Here is an 18263-nt window from a genome sequence, read left to right on the forward strand (position 1 = left end):
CTTTTGCAAAGTACGCGGCAGCCTTTTTAATAGATCACGTTCTTGTGTTACTCTATCTAGTTCTTCTTCAATCTCCTTAATTCATCATACAGATGTTCTTCATATCTCATTACTTCCTTGAGTTTTGAATGTTTATTAACCCAATTATATAGACTATACTTCGTAATTCCTAGTTCTCTAGCTGTTTGAGCAAAAGGTTGCTTAGACTCAATAGCTAATCTAATCGCTGATTCTTTAAATTCAGCTGGATATATCTTTGGCTCTATATCCGGCATTTTTATCCCTACTGTTAATATCGTCTATTATTAACTTTCTGGAAAACTATAGCTGCCATCACTATGTCATTCCTGCGAAAGCAGGAATCCAGTACTTTTCGCTGTCATTCCCGCGCAGGCGGGAATCCAGAAAAATAAGTATAAATACAGCAAATTCTTGAAATTAAAAGCTCGATGTATCTCGATTTATGCTGGATCCCCGCTTTCGCGGGGATGACATCGAGTAGATTTTTCGAGCCATGCAACAAGGTCGACTTGACCACGGCATCCAGTTTATAATACTAAAAACCATTAGTATTATATTATTTTTTGCTACTCTTGATGTACCTCGAGCATTTCTTTTCCAAGCATTTCACATGAATGTAAGGAACTATTCTGAATTGTCTCATAAGCTGGTGGAGCTGATGAAGTTATGTTATCAGTAGAAAAAACTTCATCTGTTTTATCAGGAGAATTATGATCTAAGGATTGAGTTTGTAATTGGTCAAGCTTATTAAGCTTTGTTAATCCTTTCAAAAAAACACTTACAACTTTTTTATCGTTTAGAGCAATATTTAAAGCTTCACTAATGCCGCTATTTTCTAATTTGACACCAGCTTCTCCTATTTTGCTAAAGTAATTTTTCAGTATCGTAGTATTTTGTGATTGAAGTATATTCATTAAGTGTGAATTTCCCCCAGAATCTTTATAATTAAGATCAAGCTTATCTGATGAAAGTAGTAGTTTTGCAGTTTTGTAAGAATTAGTTTGTAGTGCAGTTTTGAAAGCTTCATCTAGCTTTATATTTAAAGCGCTGTAAGAACGCATAGTAACAGCTAAATCGTGGCTATAAATAAGTTTATTGAAAATGTACTTTGGTGCTGCTTTTAGTATGTTTAGTATTAGCATAACTTAATCCCTTAATATTGTTAACATTTATATAGTTAAATATTAAATATTTTTAACCATATAAATAAGCTCTAGTGGTATACATATAATGGATTTAAATGTCAATTAATTAGTTTATATTTTCACTATTTATAAAAATATTTATTGATTTTTGTGCGCTAGCGGCGTACTATTGCTTCTATGAGCATAAAACTTATTACTGTTGTTGAGCTTCCTGAATTTCAAAAGTTTGCCAAAACTTCTCTAGATGAAAAAGAATGCATGGAAATAGTAAATTATATTGCTGCTAATCCTGAGCAGGGGGATATTATAAAGGGTGAGGGTGGAATAAGAAAATTGAGGTTTGCTCTAGGTAGTAATAATAAAGGAAAAAGTGGCGGTATAAGGATAATTTATTTTTTCTATAATGAAAATATGCTGGTATTTTTAATAACCGGTCTTATAAAAAGTAAAGAAGAAAACATTAGTCAGGATAGTTGTAATAAATTAAAAATACTCAGTGAAGGGCTGATAAAATTATATATGAATAGAGGTAAAAATGAATAATAAAAAACTTAATCAAACAGAGAAAAGTATATTAATAGGAATGCAAGAGGCATTATCATATGCTAAAGGTAAACTAAAAGTAAAAAAAGCATAGCATTTCATTACCTGATGTTGATGTTCATGAGGCAAGAGAAAAATTGCAGTTAACCCAACAGCAATTTGCCATAACTTTCAGTATTAGCGTAGCAACCGTAAGAAACTGGGAACAAGGAAGAAGATTACCTACAGGAGCTGCAAAATTACTTCTTAAAATCATTGAAAAAGAACCGAATATTGTAAAACAAGTTTTGCGAGGATAAAATCAGTCCTGAGTGATTTCAGCGAGTCTAGTAAATAAAGCTTCAATCATATCCCAGCCTTTTCTTTGAATAGTGAGTAAAGAAGAGTCATTAATATTTATTCGTTTTAATAAATCTATTCCCATTTGTTCATGTTCAGGATCAAGGTGCATATGTGTTTTGAAATGTTTTGATGCTCTATGATTAAGAAATATTGATCCTAGCTTTTCATAAAATATAGTAGCACAAGACTCTATTACTAAATGGACCAGAACGGCTCTTTCGCCATCTCCAAGTGTCATCATTTTTAGCGTAAACCATGAACCTAAAGCCTCAAAAATAGAGTCTGAGGCTTCATCATTTTCTAGATTTTGTGATAATTCTACATTATGTCCAAATTCATCGGCGAGATGCTCCCACGCAAGTTGTTTAAATTCTTTTGTTTCTGAAAATACTACCCTTGCTAATACCATTTTCTGAAATTCGTCTGACCAAATCCAAAAATGTTTAAGAAATTTATTTTTTTGTAGGGTATTATCTAACTTAATTTCAAAGAGTTTATTTTTTCTAAATTGTTTTTTATATGTTTCATTATCTAAAATTAAACGATCAATTACATTCATATAGTTAATATCAATATCATGTATACTAAGATAGAACTTCAAAAATTGACTACGTCATCCTACAAGGACGAGGGTACTCACGTTATTATACGCTCCGTTCCTCGTCTTGTGGATTCCTTGCTCTTTCCCCAGTTGATCTTCGTATACTGGTTTTTTTTCATCTACTTAAAATATATATTAATATTAATCTAGAATCGTTGTCACTAATTATTAATGTTTACCTACCAATTTTTAAAACCATATGTGTATTTATAACCAAACCTCTATAAAGCAGTTACAATAAGATGGAGTAATTAAAATAAATCATTGTAATAACATATTCAGTAGACTTTAGAAAGAAAGTTTCAGCAATCAAGAAAAAAAAGAAGATGAGTTTTGCATCAATATCAAAACGTTTTGGAATAGGAAAGAATAGAGTATTTGTATGGACAAAAAGAATATCGCCCTTAAGAAGTAGAAATAAAGATTCAACAAAAATACCGCTTGATAGATTGAAGGTAGGCGTAGAGCAATATAGTGATGCATACCAATATGAAAGGGCTGAGCGGTTAGGAGTTAGTAAATCAGGGATACATAAAGCATTAAATAAGTTAAATATTACGTATAAAAAAAGCTTTAAGACATCCGAAGGCAAAAGAAGAAGAGAGGCTAGAATTTCAGCATAAGATCAAAAAGTATAAAGCGGAAGAGAAAGTGATCGTATTTACCGATGAGAGCTGTTTTGTCCGTAGTGCTCCTAGGACCCATGGGTATTCAGTAAAAGGTCAGAGATGTTATGGTATCCATGATTGGCATCCGTCAAAAAGAACTAATGTTATAGGGGCGTTAATAGATAAATCATTGCTGACTGTGTCAATTTTTGAATGCAATGTTAATACTGCTATTTTTAACGCTTGGGTAGAACAGGATTTAATACCTAAATTACCCCATAATTCAGTAGTTGTAATGGATAATGCAAGTTTTCATAAAAGTCCAAATTTAAAAATTATGATAGAAAAAGCCGGTCATATATTAGAGTACTTACCGCCTTATTCCCCTGATCTAAATCCCATTGAACCAGAATAGTTTTAAGCTAAATCTAGGAGAAGAAAATATCTCTGTGATGTAGACACGCTTTTCGAAAAGTACATGACGTAACTGTTTTATAGAGGCTTAGCTATATATAAATATAAATTGTAAAATCATAATTTGGATGCAATAGATATATAAAACATTACGGCTTACCCATTTTAAATTTATAGCTATTTTTTGTGGATAATCCTTTATTATTAATATATATGTAACTGTTAAGAGGATTAGGTCTAAAATTAACTCAGTATTTGAAAAATTAAAATCACTAAAAGGAATTGCAAGAGTGAAAATGGTGGAATGCACGACAGAAGTAAAAATTGTTATAAAACAACAAAGCTTTAAGTTTGCCGGCTCATGCTTTGTAATAAATCCAAGTATCATTATAGCAATTACAAGAGTACCGTAGTCAATCAAAGCCCAGCTAATATAAAACAATATTGTCATTATAATCACATGACAATAGCCGCTATAGAAAAAGCGAGTTAAAGACTTGTGGAAATAATAAATGTAACATTGACCTAAATAGATAGATATTAGAATATTTGTAGTAATAAATTGTTTAAACAATATTGTAGTATATATTTGTAGCAAAACACCGAGTATTATTATTCTAGTTTTTGGCTTATCATGAAAATTATAACCGGCAAAAAAGCAGAAAACCGGCATAGCTGTGCGACCTATGATCCGCATAATCGTTAATTCAGGATATAGATATAAACCCATATGATCAATGACCATAGCCATAATAGCTAAGGTTTTTAGCAGATCCTGATAGTTTGACTTATTTCTTGTTATAACCATAATTACCAAGTTTTAATAAATATGCCGTGCCGAAAAATGCTCCCATTCCAACTGCAATTGTACTGCCTAGCATGCAGACTTTAATCAGTAAATATTCCGAATAAAAATATTCTAAACAATAATGCTTTATTAAAGTAATTATAATAGACATTATTATGCAGCTTAATAAAATTTTACCGCAAAAAAGTTTTATTCCGTCTTCTATATGTAGTTTATTTTGTTCTGTAATATAGCTATATAATAAACCTAGATTATACCATGCTGCAATAGATGTACCAATCGCAATGCCGATATGCTTTAAAGAATCCATTAGCAGCAAATTCATACCGGTATTAATTATAATTGAAAATAAAGTAATTTTGAGGGGCGTTTTAGTATCACCGTTAGCATAAAAAATAGGAGTTAAGATTTTTGCCAAAATAAAAGCAGGAAGTCCAAGAGCAAACGCAGAAATGGCTTCGGCTGTATTTGTAGTATCTTGGCTTGTGAAAACACCTCTTTCATATATTATGTTAATGATAGGATGAGATAGAATTATAATACCGAATGTAGCAGGTAGTGATAACAATAATCCCGTTCTAATAGCATTATTCTGTATTTTTTTTGCAGCTACTAGATCATTTGATCCATAGATTTTTGACAGCTCTGGTAGCAATATAGTAGAGAAGCTAGTACCTATTATTGATAAAGGAAATTGATATATTCGGTCGGCGTAAGATAATATCGAAATTGCACCTTCAATAAAGCTAGCAATAGATTGGGATATGAAAAGGTTTAATTGCTGTACGCCGGAGCTAATGGTCGCCGGTCCCATACTAATCAAAAGCTTTTTTACGTCAGGGTCGCTTGTGTTAAAAATTATCGGAAAGTTTAAATTTACTCTTTTCACGCAGACAAACATAAAAGAGACTTGTAATATTCCGGCAATTATTAAAGATAGGCTGATTGAGATAGGAGCTTCTATGTAATTATCAAACATTAAAGTAAAAATTATTACACACGCGCTTAAAATAACTGGTGAAAAAGCAAATGCGGCAAATTTCTTTACGGAGTTTAATATTCCTCCAAGTAGAGCCGTTAATGAAACAAATATTAAATAAGGTATAGTAATTCGGCATAAAAATACCGTAAGCTCAAACTTTTCTTTTTTACCGTGAAAACCAGGAGCAATAAACAGCATTAATTGCGGCATAAAAATTTGCATTAATGCCACTATGATTATTAATGTCAGAAGTAGAAGAGTAAATACCTCGCCTGAAAAATTATTAGCAGCTTTTTTAGAGATCAGCATTTTTTCATTGTAAATAGGAATGAATACGCTTGATAATGCACCTTCTGCAAAAATTCTTCTAAATAGATTTGGTAATTTGAAAGCAACATTAATACTATCACCCATAAGTGTAGAGCCAAACAATGATGCAATGAATTGCTCACGTACTAAGCCAAATATACGAGAAATTAATGTAAAGAAAGCTACTATGATTCCTGAACGAAATAATTGATTTCCTGCATAACTTGCTTCTAGAGGTAATTTGTGCGTCAATCCGGTACTCGCATCCTCACATACTAAAGTGTACGCTGCGGTGCGGGGTGAAGTGTCTCCTTCAAATTCCTCTCTATTAGTTGCGTTATGTAAGAATTCAGTCACTGTTCATTTTTTATCTTAAATTTTCCTGATGTCATTCCCGCTTTCCCGGGAATTACATAGAAAGCCAAACAGCAATGCTTATAAATACTAATTTTTACAACTTGCTATTATAGCCCCATCTATCCCTTCATTAATCAAGCTATCAGCCTTTGCTTTATTTTCCCAGCCTGTAACTTTAGTCCATTTACCTTTCTCTAAATCTTTATAATGCTCAAAGAAATGAACGATACGTTTCTTGAGCATTTCACATAGATCATCTAGCTCTTTGATATGATCGAAAGTAATATCAAGCTTTGAGATTGGTACTGCGATAATCTTCTCATCAAGTCCTGATTCGTCTTCCATCATTAATACGCCGACTGCTCGGCATTTTATAACCGACCCAGGTACTACCGGATGATGAGCTACGACAAGTACGTCTACCGGATCACCGTCATTTGAAAGAGTATGAGGAATAAAACCGTAATTACACGGATAGCTCATGCTAGTTTGCATAAAGCGATCAACAAAAACCGCCCCTGATTCTTTGTCAAATTCGTACTTGATTGGACAGCTATTCATCGGAATTTCGATAATTACGTTTATTTCGTCATTATTTGTTTTTGCTTTGATTTTATCTATGAACATGTGTTTTGTTTTGTTTTTATCATGCCGTGGCTTGACCACGGCATCCAGTTAAAAATATTGAAACAACTTGTGTTTTAAGTTGTTTTTATGGATACCGTGGTCAAGCCACGGTATGACACCTAGTGCTTTAACTCGGAGGTCTATAATTCTCATCATGTTTTGCTAGTAACTGTCTTGCTATAAATTTTCCATCCGATAATTGTCCGATAGCAATAATTCCCTGTTCTTCACGAAATAGAGCAGGGAGTACACCTTGATATAATATCTCTAAATCCTTAATATTGTCGGTAATAACAAAACTTACCTTATCAGCGGCAATTTTAGTTATTGAGTCTGTTTTAACAAGCCCACCAACTCTCAATTCCTTACCCTGTTCTATTTCATTAATTTTTGACGGTGGCAAAAAAAATACTATATTATTCTCTAAATTATAAAGTATTATACTAATTCCAAGGGCTGCTGAGCAGAAACAAATAATTATTGTTATTAATCTATTTCTTACTCTCTTTTGCATCAAATTTTTCTTGCTTTCTCAATAATCTATAATTTAAAAAACTTACTATTAACAATATCGTTAAGGCCAAAAAGGTAAATAAATATGCTACCGATATATAATTATTCATTTCTCAAAAATTCCATAATCTCCTTAGGCGAAGAATCTAAATAGAAATGTTTCAGATATTTTCCGTTCGCATCCATTAAATAGGTAAAAGATGAATGATCGAGCATATAGTTTGGGTCGTCATCGTCACTATTTACACGAGCATAGAAAACCTTGAATTTATCAGTTACATCTTTTATTTGCTCCTCATTACCGGTAAGACCTATAAATTTGGGATGAAAATGTTTTAAATATTCTTTAAGTACTATAGGAGTATCACGTTTTGGGTCAATAGTAACAAAAACAGGTACGAGATCTATTCTATGTTTACCTAAAATTTCTACAATCCCTGTCATTTTATTTAGAGAAGTCGGGCATATGTCAGGACAAGAGGTAAATCCAAAGTAAATGAGACTTAAATTACCCTTTAATCTGTCACTGCTAAATACCTCATTGTTTTGATCTATTAATTCAAAATCACCACCGATTTTTACGTTATCTTCGTAAATATTAACTTGACCGGCAAGTGGTTTGTCGGGAGTTTTTAAAGATAGCAATAAATATAATGCTCCTACTCCTATTAATAAGCTAATTACTATAATTATTTTTATTACATTTGACTGCATTTTCATAAATATACTCGTTGAACTTAAAAAATTGACTACGTCGTCTTTGTAAGTCCCCGGATGCTGAACGTTTAGTATACGCTCCGCTCCTCCGACCTACAGACTCCTTGCTCTTTTTCAAGTTGAACTTCGTATACCAACTCTTCATTTCACAGGAGTATAATTTTTTCTTCCAAGAAGTTTAAAATTATGACATTTTGGTTATTCTTACACAAGCCCTAGCTTTCTAGGTTTAAAATATTTTACCCAAATATCTATTAACAATTTAGTGATGACAATCGCCGAAAACATTGAAGATATAATTCCGATCGTTAATGCAACGGCAAAACCTTTTATTGCACCTACTCCAAATATATAAAGTAAAAAAGCAACGATTAGAGTAGTTAAGTTGGAATCAAGGATAGTAGCAAACGCTGATTCAAAACCGGTTCTAATTGCATAAAGATTAGAAACCCCTTTATGCAATTCTTCTTTAGTTCTTTCGTAAATCAATACATTAGCATCAACAGCCATGCCCATAGTTAGTATTATTCCTGCAATTCCAGGCAGAGTTAAAGTAGCCTGGAAAAGTGAAAGTAAGGCTAGAATATATAATAATGCAAGGCTTAAGGCTATATTGGCAAATAAACCAAGTACACCGTAAGACCAAATCATAAATATACAAACGGCTATAAATCCTATAAGTCCTGCTTTTTTACCCGACTCTATAGAATCAGCTCCCAAATTTGGACCTATACTTCTCTCTTCAATAATTTTAAGTGGGGCAGGAAGAGAACCGGCTCGCAATAATAGTGCAAGCTCATTTGCAGACTCAACGGTAAAATCTCCTGTTATTATACCGCTTCCACCCATAATCGCTCCATTTATCGTTGGAGCACTTAGTAATTTATTGTCTAAAACTATAGCCAGGCGTTTACCGGTATTATTTTTAGTTATTTCACCGAATATTTTACTACCTAAATTGTTGAAAGAAAAAGCAACTACTGCTTGCGAATTTTGGTCAAAAGAAGCTGAAGCCGTGGTCAGTTGATCACCACCTAAAACAACTTTTTTCTTTATAACTACAGAATACCCATCATGACTTTCGCTATCTCCCTTAACTAGCATTGAACCTACCGGAACATGTCCCTTTACTGCTTCTTCGATATTGGCATTTTCATCAACTAAATGAAAAGTTAGTTTTGCAGTTTTTCCCAATATATTCTTCAGGTAAGAAGGATTTTTTTCTCCTGGAACTTGCAGTAATATATGCTTATCGCCTTGCTTCTGTAGTGTTGGTTCTTTAGTGCCGGTACTATCAACTCTCATACGAACGATTTCAATAGATTGGTCTACTACCTTATTAAGTAAGTCATTTAACCTAGATTCACTATAACTAAGCTTTATTTTATTTTCACTAACTTCGACTATAATTTCAGAATCAATTTTGTTAATTATTTTCTTTAACTGCTTTAATTCCTTAGGCGTTCTTAATTCTAATTGGATGCTATTTTGTTTAACTAACAGATTTTTATAACCGATTTTATCGTCACGGAAATTTTTACGCAAATTATCAGATAGATTTTCCATTGAATCATTTAAATAGGCATCAAAATCAACATCGAGTAATAAATGAGCTCCTCCTCTAAGGTCAAGACCTAGATTTACTGAATCATGAGGCAGAAACTTATAGTTTACCCGCATGAAATTAGGTAAAGCACAAATAATCGCAAATATTGTACATATAATAGAAAGAAAAATTTTCCATTTAGGAAGATTTTGCACCGCTTACCCTCTTATCCTTTTTATTATCTTTATCATCTTCTTTTTTTACCGGAACATCTTTTGAGCGACTGGTTATATCAACAATAGCACTTTTTAAAGCTTTAATACGTACATCTTTGGCTATCTCGATTTCAATATTATTATCATTTTCATTTACTTTAGTCACAATACCGTAAATGCCGCTATTTGTTAGAACTTCTTCGCCTTTTTTAACTTCGCCGACTAGCTTCTCTCTTTCCTTGCGACGTTTTTCTTGTGGACGTAATAATAAGAAGTAAAATACGGCAAAAATTAAAACCATCGGTATTAAGCTTGTTAACCCCGATTGTAGAGAACTTGTTTCTACAGGCACTACCTCAGTTTCCTGTATTTCTATGGTATCGTTAGTGTTTACCTGATTATCCTGCGTACTTGCTGACATATGTTACTTCCTTTAAATTACCAAATATAAAAAATTCAATAGAATAAAAATAGCTAGCTAAACGCTTTAATGCAAGGGTAAAATAAATAATGTATAAGTTAATTATAGTTTATGCTAGTTATAAATAATCAAAAACTAATTATATCTAAGACAACTAAAATCGTTGATGTAAAAAATTATACAGAAGAAAAAGCTGATTTATTAATTGCTTTATCACGTATAGAAAGGGAAAAAGAAGTAATTTTATTAGAAGATATTAAGAAAAAATATAGTTTAGAAGATTGAATTTATGATAAACTTACTGATGTCATTTGCGAAAGGGTGTTGTTGCCTAGACTGATTTTTCGTCATTGCGAGAAGAATTACGTAGTAATTCGACTAAGAAATCCAGTTAAAAATTCTGATTCATAGAGTTTTTCTAATCTTTTTCTGGATTGCGGCGTCGCTTCGACCCTCGCAATGACGGTTTTGGTATACACGCAACAACGCCACGCGGTAATGACATAAAACGGGAAAAATCACTGGAGCGGGTGAAGGGATTCGAACCCTCGACTTCGACCTTGGCAAGGTAGCGCTCTACCCCTGAGCTACACCCGCTTAAATTATCGGTTAAAATTTATTTACCGATACCTTCTAATAACGGCGTTTTAACATAAAAAGTTTAAGGGGATCAAAATTAATTACATTAAAACGCCCCTAGTGCTTTTTAATCTAAGCGAATCTGAATATAAGTAATTATAAGATAAATTGCAAGTATTAAATTAGAAATTTATTGGCATCGTTCAAAAAGATATTGTACTAAAGTTATCGGATTCATAACTTAAGATCTAATTTTTTTTAAATTGACTTTTGCTTTTATATAAAACAGTATAATTCTTTATTAATTTTAACTAATTTGTAAAGAAAATATGTTGAGTTACACAAAAGAGCAAAAAAGTTTAGCCAGTAATCAAAAAGAAGCTATAGGGCTACTATCGATAGGCACATTTCTTGAATATTTTGATCTTATGCTCTATGTACATATGGCGGTACTTCTTAACGAGCTATTTTTTCCTGAAGCCGATGCACGAGCTGCTTCTCTATATTCTGCCATTGCATATTGCTCCACATATGTATTTAGACCTATCGGCGCTTTAATATTCGGTTGGATAGGAGATACTATAGGTCGTAAGGCAACGGTTATTATTACAACTTTTTTAATGTCGCTCTGTTGTCTTATAATGGCTAATTTGAAAACTTATGCGGAAATTGGTATTACGGCAACTTTTGTAGTAACTGCGTGTCGGATCGCTCAGGGTATGTCTTCTATGGGAGAGGTAGTAGGGGCTGAGCTTTATCTAACTGAAATGACAAAAATTCCTCAACGTTATTGGGTGGTGGCCTCGCTTGTTGTTTTTGTAACTTTAGGTGCAACTGTGGCATTGGCAGTAGGAACGCTTGTTACTTCTTTTGGATTTGACTGGCGTATTGCATTTTGGTTTGGAGCAGCTATTGCTATAGTTGGTGCTGTTGCAAGGACAAATCTTAGAGAGACTCCGGATTTCATTGATGCAAAAAGACGAATAAAGAAAACTGTAGCACAAGCGGGGATAGACAGTAATCGGCTAAAATCAAGCCCTATTTGGAGTGAAAAAATTAATAAAACAACAGCAATAGCCTTCTTTTTTATACACTGTGGAGCCCCGTTATGGTTTTATATTGTTTATATTTATTGCGGTAATATGCTAAAAAACTCATTTAATTACAGTGCTGCCCAAGTAATTCATCAAAATTTTATTGTTTGTGGTACAGAATTAATAAGTACAATAATTGTTACTTATGTGGTTTGTAAAATACATCCTTTAAAAATCCTCAAAGTAAGATTAATAATATTTTCTATTGTAGCTATTATGTCCCCTATCTTACTAAATAATATTTCAACTACTATCGAATTACTTTTATTCCAATTATTTATTGCAGTATTTGCACCTACTACTTTTCCGGCAGGTGCAGTGTTTTATGCAAGATTTCCGGTATTAAAACGTTTTACATGCGGTAGTTTTATATTTGCTTTATCAAGAGCTTTAATGTTTGCAGTTTCTTCTTTTGGAACAATTTACTTGATAGATTATTTTAATCACTGGGGATTATTATTCTTTATTATTCCAATTCTAATCGGTTATACATTTGGAGTAAATCATTTTATAAAGCTAGAGGAGGAAGCAGAGACTTATTATTAGAAAAAGCTTTTTGTCTTTCAAGTTCGATATTAAAAACTTTTAGGCATAACTCAGCAAATTCTCGTTCTAATCTATAATTTATATTAGCAGCGACCAAAAGAAAATTTATTAAAGTATCTTCAATAATTTTTCTAGCTTTCTCAGGTGATTTAACCCCCAAAGTTTGTACATTATGAATTCGGTCAAATAATTTTATTAATGCTGTATTGTATCTTTTCTCTTTAATTAATAAGTTTAAGCTTTCTCCGCTACTTATCTTTCCGTAAGATTTAATTCTAGTTAGACCCTCTACGTGTTTTGCTACTTCCAGTCCAAAAATTTCGGTAATTGCTTCTTCAGTTAATTCGGTGTCTTCAATAGTATCATGAAGTAAAGCGGCTTGCAGCATAATAACGTTATAAAGTTTAGGGGCTTCTTCAGCTACAAATTCAGCAAGCATAATTGTTACCTCAATCGGGTGTGAATAATAAGGCTCGCCTGATTGACGCATCTGAGAACCGTGATATTTGCGGGAATAGTAGATACCTTTTTTGATTTCAAGGATATCTATAGGATTTTTTACTTTAGTATTTAAAGATTTGAGTTTATCAAGTAGTTTTTTACTATAAACACAAATTTCAAACTTTTCTTTCCAAGGGTTTAAATCTTCCATAAACTTTATTTACAGATAGCCTCTAATTATAATTAGTGAGCTATTAATTAAAAAATTGCAATAATAAATAGCTGCAGATTAAAGATTATTATTATATAATTTAAAATATTAATTCTAAAGTCAAAATGTAACTATGTCAAACCGTAATAGTTTAGAAGTACAAGAGTATGCACAAGCTAGCTCCTAAATAATACTAATCTAACTGCATCACAGGGTGAGTTAATATTTACTGTTGCAAATTTATTGTTCAAAGAGTCGAATATTAATAATAATAATCAGAACATACAGAGAGATAATCACGTATCTTATGAGAATAATGTTAATAATATTACCGATTTTGAAAACCATGATACAAGTTGTGGTATATGTAAATGTCTTGGAGCTATAGTTACTGCTTGCTGTAATATACACATATTTAATCGCACCTCCATTTTACAGATGTGGATATTAAAAGGCTATACGTTCAATAAGAGTTCCGATGACTTTATCATGAATATCCAATGACTTGGAAAAACAAATTGTTTTACGTGTCAGTCTTTTGCATCTTGTTCTAAGATTTAAGTTACCCCGTTCTATCCGTTGAGTATATTTTTTACTAACAATGTGTTTTTTGGGATCTAATAACCTAGCATAACTTCCCTATCCATCTGTAAAGTAAAAAGTAACCTTAAAATCCTCCGGTTTTTTTCAGTAATGATTCTGATGTGCTATCACATCTTGTACCAAAAGTATAAGCAACTACTTTTAACAAAATCTTATCCAAAGAATACCAAAGCCATCTTTGTTTGGATTTATTCTGTACATAAGGCCATTGTTCATCTATTTCAGGAGCAATAATTACTTCTATCGTATTGATAGAATGATTTATCTTTTTTAACGCTAGATTTTTTTAAAACACGGATAACCGTATTGATACCCACTTTTAATACTCTTACTGTATCCCTAACTCCAGAGCCATTGATTGACATATCTACTATCTGAGTCTTGACTCCAGGCTTAGAGGCATTATTAATATATTACAGTTAAAAATATCGATTACACTGCTTGCATTGATATCTCTGTTGTTTTGAAATTGAATATCCCGCCTTTACTACTTTTTCTGTGTCGTTACAATATCTACACTTAACATCTATTCTTGATCTACACTTAACATCTATTCTTGCCATAACTCCTTAACTATAATTCTCTCTTATTACTGTTTGAGGATTATAGACTATTCATGCTAAACTGCAATACGGAGGCACGACCACATATTTTTATTTGAATAAATATCTTTCCAAACCTCGCTTCTAGAGGTATTTATACGTCGAGTCTAGACTCGCATCCTTACGTACTTCTACGTACGCTGCGGTACTGAGTTGTCTCCTTTAAATTCTTCTCTATAAGCTGGTTTGGAAAGATATCTAATAAACAATTACACTAAAAAAATATGAGCAAGGCTTAAGAAAGTTAAGAAACCTAAGGCATCGGTTATGGTTGTTAGGAATACGCCGGAGCCTGCAGCGGGGTCGATATCAAAATAATGCAGTACTATAGGAATAGCAGAGCCGAATAATCCGGCTACTAAGAAATTTAAAATAACTGCAATAGCAAAAATTACACTAAGATTTAAATCAAACAACATCACAAAGCTAAGTCCTGCTCCGATAATTGCAAGTACAAAACCGTTAAAAGCCGATACGGCTATTTCTTTTAATATAACTTTATTGACATTATTATAATGGATATCCTTATTAGCAAGGGCTCTAACCGTAACGGTCATAGCTTGTGTTCCGGCATTTCCACCCATTGAAGCTACGATAGGCATAGTGGCTGCAAGCGTTACAAGTTTTGCAATAGTATCGTTAAAATGGTTAATTATAAGCGAGGTCATGCAGGCAGTGATTAGATTAACAAACAGCCAAGGAAAACGATGTTTAACGGTATAAAATACATTGAAGAAAGTATCTTGAGTGTGTACCCCGCTTAATGATAATATATCCTTTTCAGCTTGTTCTTCGATAATATAAATTATATTATCGATTGATACGCTACCGACTAGCTTACCGCTTTTATTTACTACCGGTACAATAGTTAAAGCATATTGTCTAAAAATAAAACTTAGTTCATTTAAGTCGGTAAAAGCATCTGCGAGCTTAAAACCTTTGTTCATCAAATCTTTTATTAATTCATTTTTTTTGTGCTTAATTAGCGTACTGAGAGAAATAATACCGATAGGGCGTAATTTATTATCTGTGACGATTGCAGCATAAAAGTCATGTTTTACGTTCTTGATAAAATTTAATGATTCTTCGACCGTCCATCCTTCTTGAAGATTAATAAAATCTCGCTCAATTACTCTACCTACCGTATTTTCAGGGTATGTACAACCTACGGTAATTTGGTGTTTTTTTTCTTCAGTGAGATTATCTAGGATAAGGTCTTTTATATCATCGTCTAGATCAATTACTACTTCAATAGCATCTTCTATAACTAGTTTATTAATTAACTCTGCAGATTTTTTTATGCCTAAAGTTTCTATTATTAGAGGCTTACTATAAGCATTTAACGATACTAGAGTTTCGGGCTTAATTTCATCCTGTAATAAAGGAATAATTACCCTGTATGTTTTATTGTTAAGATTATCTAAGAAATCTGCTAAATCGGCATAATGAAGCTTGGTCAGTCTGTTTGCAGCAGCATCATAATTGTGATCCTCAATCAGATCGTTAATTTGATCAAAAATCTCAGCAAATTGATCGTGATGATCAGGTAAGATGCTTTTAAATATATTGAAATTAGGCATAACCTATTTACCTAATAGTTTATCTTATATACTAAGATAGAACTTCAAAAATTGGCTACGTCATCCTACAAGAGCTACGATACTCACGTATTAAGTATACGCTCCGTTCCTCGTCTTGTGGATTCCTTGCTCTTTTTGAAGTTGATCTTCGTATACCAACTCTTCATTTTACTTCGGAGTATACTTGTTATAATTATTTAAAACTGATTTAGTTAGGTATAACGCAAAGTGGTGTACAATTTGATAATCAATATAAATCACAGAGTACAAATAAGCAATAGTTTTTATTTAGCAAACGATCCATGTTGAATAATATTGACATCTCTAATATATTAATTATATCCTTAAATTAATATATTCTTATTAAAAGGGTATCAGTAGATTAAATTTAATTAATAATTAAAGAGCTTTTTTAGCGAAAATTGATAAGATTTTTACAGAAATAACAGTCCCTATTTCAAAAAAAATCTTATAATTGCTAGTCGAAAAGAATTAAATTATCGGTTAAAATTTATTTACTGATACCCTCTAGGATATTAAAAGGGGGAATTATGAATAAACAGAAAGAGTTATTGATTGAGGAAATTCAGGATAGCGATTTAAAAAAGGTTCAAAAGTTATTACAAGCAGGGGTTAATCCTAATACATTAGATGAAAAATGATAATCCTTGTATTTATTCTGCTATAAGCAATAAAAATTTAGATATTGTTAATGCTTTATTAGATTACGGCGCTAATCCCAATGCATTGGATGAAGCGGGAAACCATATAATTTTAAAGGCTATAGCAACAAAGAAGTTAGGTATCCTTAATGCTTTATTAGATAAAGGAGCTGACCCTAACTTTCAACCTCCCGGCAAAAATCCTATTCCTCTAAAAGCTATAAATAGCAATAACTTAGATATATTCAATGCTTTAATAAATAAAAGAGCTAATCCCAATGCATTGGACTTAGAGAGAAATCCCATTATTTTAAGAGCTATAAAGTAAGAAAAAGTGAAGATGGTTAAGGCTTTATTAGATAAAGGAGTCGACGTTAACCAAGTGGATAAAGATGGTGCTCCAATTTTATTTTCAGCCATAAAGACTAAAGATTTAGACATTATTAGGTCTTTAATAGATAAAAATGCTGATATTGAGCTTACGAATAAAAACGGTGATACTGCTCCAGATATTCTATTGGGGCATAAAGGAAATGTAGATATAGCTCTACTATTTATAGAAAATACTAAAGAACAAACAGTAGAAAAAATCTTTAATTTAAAAAATAGTAACGGTGAAACTCTTTTGATGTTTACCAGCACAACAAGGAAAGAAAGAGGTATTTGATAAATGTCTAGATCATTATTTAAAATCTAATCACACAGTGAATATTAACCGATAAGGCTGGAAATACCCCTTTATATTGGAGCAAATTATTAGAAAATACGAAAATTTCCGAGGTATTAACTAAACGCGCAGAAGAGCTTAATGATACTGCATATACAAGAATTACAAAAACAGAGTGTTTTGAAGATTTACCACCGATACCTAAAATTGTATTAAGCTATAATTCCCAAGTTGGGGGGAGAAGTTGAAAATGAAGTAAAAAATAAGCTTATTTATCAAGGTGGAGATCTAGAATATATTGATTATAGAAAAATAATACCTGACTCAGCTAATAAAGAGAAGAAGATTAACGAAGAGGTAATAAATGAAGTGAGAAAAAAGCAAAAGAACTTTTAGCTGACAAGGATGCTTTAGTAATTCCCGGTAATAATTTTTCAGTTAATCCGGAAGTAGCTAAGCAATTTGGGGGAGAAGTAACCTCAGAAGATGGCAAATTTAATTTTGCACGTTCTCTTGCTGAAACAATTATGGTAGAAGTAGCAATAAAAAAGGGATACCCATAATGGGAATTTGCGGGGGCATCAAGTTATTAATACCTATCTTAAAGGCAAAATAACTGATATGCCTTATCATAAACACGATTCTATGATTATTGAGCCTACTTCAGAATTAGCATCAATAATAAAAACGAATTCTATCGTAAAAGAAATATCTGGTCAAAGTTTTTGGGGTAGTCATAATAATATAGTAAAAGAAGTAGGTGGAAAAGATAGATTGATAGATAAAAAAGAATTGCTAAAAGTAACAGCTACCACCAAACATGGAGAAATAGAAGCAACGGAATCACAGTTTGGAGCTCCAATTCGTACCCTTCAATTTCATCCTGAAGTGTCTGAACGAAAGCTTACATATTCAGTTGAAGAAATGATACGTGATAAAAAAATCCTCGCATCATTTGTACAATCGGCGCAAACATTTGCTAATAAGAAAAAGCTAGGAGTAAATATAAAATCCGAAGTACCAAAACAGAAAAATTTTAGAGCAATGATCTCAGAACAAAGAAAAGAGCAGCCCACAGCAAGAAGTCGCTAATTTGACTTTGTGAAAAA

General features: G+C 32.3%; 18 protein-coding genes, 1 tRNA gene and 4 pseudogenes. 8 read left to right on the plus strand and 15 right to left on the minus strand.

The annotated features are described in order from the left end of the window. Nucleotides 1-56: 56 nt before the first annotated feature. Together AAGD46_RS02855 and AAGD46_RS02860 are read right to left on the minus strand one after the other, a co-directional pair. The gene (locus AAGD46_RS02855; protein WP_341786903.1) at nt 57-275 is read right to left on the minus strand and encodes a transposase; all 219 of its coding nucleotides are present in this window, start codon (nt 273-275) and stop codon (nt 57-59) included. Between the two features lie 312 nt (nt 276-587). After that, on the minus strand, nt 588-1163 hold the full coding sequence (locus tag AAGD46_RS02860; RefSeq protein ID WP_341787681.1) for a hypothetical protein: 576 nt from the start codon (nt 1161-1163) through the stop codon (nt 588-590). A gap of 180 nt (nt 1164-1343) precedes the next feature. On the opposite strand from AAGD46_RS02860, the gene AAGD46_RS02865 reads away from it, so the two are divergent. Together AAGD46_RS02865 and AAGD46_RS02870 are read left to right on the plus strand one after the other, a co-directional pair. Continuing rightward, complete coding sequence (locus AAGD46_RS02865; protein WP_341787682.1) at nt 1344-1709, plus strand: type II toxin-antitoxin system RelE/ParE family toxin; 366 nt, start codon at nt 1344-1346, stop codon at nt 1707-1709. A 137-nt stretch (nt 1710-1846) separates the two neighbouring features. After that, nucleotides 1847-2008, plus strand: coding sequence for a hypothetical protein (locus AAGD46_RS02870; protein ID WP_341787683.1), 162 nt, complete (start codon nt 1847-1849; stop codon nt 2006-2008). Nucleotides 2009-2010: 2 nt separating this feature from the next. Here the strand turns inward: AAGD46_RS02870 and AAGD46_RS02875 are convergent, their stop codons facing one another. After that, complete coding sequence (locus AAGD46_RS02875; protein ID WP_341787684.1) at nt 2011-2610, minus strand: hypothetical protein; 600 nt, start codon at nt 2608-2610, stop codon at nt 2011-2013. A 368-nt stretch (nt 2611-2978) separates the two neighbouring features. On the opposite strand from AAGD46_RS02875, the gene AAGD46_RS02880 reads away from it, so the two are divergent. Beyond that, nucleotides 2979-3275, plus strand: a complete 297-nt coding sequence (locus tag AAGD46_RS02880; RefSeq protein ID WP_341786833.1) for an IS630 transposase-related protein — start codon at nt 2979-2981, stop codon at nt 3273-3275. Between the two features lies 1 nt (nt 3276). Continuing rightward, nucleotides 3277-3675: a transposase gene (locus tag AAGD46_RS02885; protein ID WP_341787865.1), complete on the plus strand. Its 399-nt coding sequence runs from the start codon at nt 3277-3279 to the stop codon at nt 3673-3675. 87 nt (nt 3676-3762) lie between these two features. Here AAGD46_RS02885 and AAGD46_RS02890 read toward each other — a convergent pair whose 3' ends face one another. From AAGD46_RS02890 to yajC, 7 genes are all read right to left on the minus strand, one after another. After that, a complete protein-coding gene (locus AAGD46_RS02890; RefSeq protein WP_341787685.1) occupies nt 3763-4482 on the minus strand; it encodes a TraX family protein in 720 nt (239 codons plus the stop codon). Further along, on the minus strand, nt 4463-6025 hold the full coding sequence (murJ, locus tag AAGD46_RS02895; protein WP_410525964.1) for a murein biosynthesis integral membrane protein MurJ: 1563 nt from the start codon (nt 6023-6025) through the stop codon (nt 4463-4465). The genes AAGD46_RS02890 and murJ overlap by 20 nt, the downstream gene beginning before the upstream one ends. 192 nt (nt 6026-6217) lie before the next feature. Continuing rightward, on the minus strand, nt 6218-6757 hold the full coding sequence (ppa, locus tag AAGD46_RS02900) for an inorganic diphosphatase (RefSeq protein ID WP_341787687.1): 540 nt from the start codon (nt 6755-6757) through the stop codon (nt 6218-6220). A 127-nt stretch (nt 6758-6884) separates the two neighbouring features. Then, the gene (gene ccmE / locus AAGD46_RS02905) at nt 6885-7271 is read right to left on the minus strand and encodes a cytochrome c maturation protein CcmE (RefSeq protein WP_341787688.1); all 387 of its coding nucleotides are present in this window, start codon (nt 7269-7271) and stop codon (nt 6885-6887) included. A gap of 101 nt (nt 7272-7372) precedes the next feature. Beyond that, nucleotides 7373-7990: an SCO family protein gene (locus tag AAGD46_RS02910; RefSeq protein WP_341787689.1), complete on the minus strand. Its 618-nt coding sequence runs from the start codon at nt 7988-7990 to the stop codon at nt 7373-7375. 201 nt (nt 7991-8191) lie between these two features. Continuing rightward, on the minus strand, nt 8192-9748 hold the full coding sequence (secD, locus tag AAGD46_RS02915) for a protein translocase subunit SecD (RefSeq protein ID WP_341787690.1): 1557 nt from the start codon (nt 9746-9748) through the stop codon (nt 8192-8194). Then, nucleotides 9732-10169: a preprotein translocase subunit YajC gene (gene yajC, locus AAGD46_RS02920; RefSeq protein WP_341787691.1), complete on the minus strand. Its 438-nt coding sequence runs from the start codon at nt 10167-10169 to the stop codon at nt 9732-9734. The genes secD and yajC overlap by 17 nt, the downstream gene beginning before the upstream one ends. 111 nt (nt 10170-10280) lie before the next feature. Between yajC and AAGD46_RS02925 the strand changes: the two genes are divergently transcribed. Beyond that, the gene (locus tag AAGD46_RS02925) at nt 10281-10454 is read left to right on the plus strand and encodes an antitoxin of toxin-antitoxin stability system (protein ID WP_341787692.1); all 174 of its coding nucleotides are present in this window, start codon (nt 10281-10283) and stop codon (nt 10452-10454) included. A gap of 237 nt (nt 10455-10691) precedes the next feature. On the opposite strand, the gene AAGD46_RS02930 is transcribed toward AAGD46_RS02925, so the two are convergent. Beyond that, nucleotides 10692-10766, minus strand: a tRNA-Gly gene (locus AAGD46_RS02930). 311 nt (nt 10767-11077) lie between these two features. On the opposite strand from AAGD46_RS02930, the gene AAGD46_RS02935 reads away from it, so the two are divergent. Continuing rightward, complete coding sequence (locus AAGD46_RS02935) at nt 11078-12388, plus strand: MFS transporter (RefSeq protein WP_341787693.1); 1311 nt, start codon at nt 11078-11080, stop codon at nt 12386-12388. Here AAGD46_RS02935 and AAGD46_RS02940 read toward each other — a convergent pair. Then, nucleotides 12351-13040 carry an HD domain-containing protein gene (locus AAGD46_RS02940; protein WP_341787694.1) on the minus strand — a complete coding sequence of 230 codons (690 nt, stop codon included), beginning with the start codon at nt 13038-13040 and terminating at the stop codon, nt 12351-12353. The two genes, AAGD46_RS02935 and AAGD46_RS02940, sit on opposite strands and share 38 nt — an antisense overlap. 133 nt (nt 13041-13173) lie before the next feature. On the opposite strand from AAGD46_RS02940, the pseudogene AAGD46_RS02945 reads away from it, so the two are divergent. Beyond that, nucleotides 13174-13457 (plus strand): annotated as a pseudogene (locus AAGD46_RS02945) (hypothetical protein); the annotation flags it as partial. A 30-nt stretch (nt 13458-13487) separates the two neighbouring features. Here AAGD46_RS02945 and AAGD46_RS02950 read toward each other — a convergent pair. The 3 genes and pseudogenes from AAGD46_RS02950 to mgtE form a co-directional block, all read right to left on the minus strand. Next, nucleotides 13488-14206, minus strand: a pseudogene (locus tag AAGD46_RS02950) (IS1 family transposase). Between the two features lie 132 nt (nt 14207-14338). Next, a pseudogene (locus AAGD46_RS08810) lies at nt 14339-14454 on the minus strand (palindromic element RPE1 domain-containing protein); the annotation flags it as partial. After that, the gene (mgtE, locus tag AAGD46_RS02955) at nt 14455-15825 is read right to left on the minus strand and encodes a magnesium transporter (RefSeq protein WP_341787695.1); all 1371 of its coding nucleotides are present in this window, start codon (nt 15823-15825) and stop codon (nt 14455-14457) included. A gap of 551 nt (nt 15826-16376) precedes the next feature. On the opposite strand from mgtE, the pseudogene AAGD46_RS02960 reads away from it, so the two are divergent. Next, a pseudogene (locus AAGD46_RS02960) lies at nt 16377-18246 on the plus strand (ankyrin repeat domain-containing protein). Nucleotides 18247-18263: the final 17 nt, after the last annotated feature.

The sequence above is a fragment of the Rickettsia endosymbiont of Cantharis rufa genome (assembly GCF_964026445.1).
Lineage (GTDB): Bacteria > Pseudomonadota > Alphaproteobacteria > Rickettsiales > Rickettsiaceae > Rickettsia.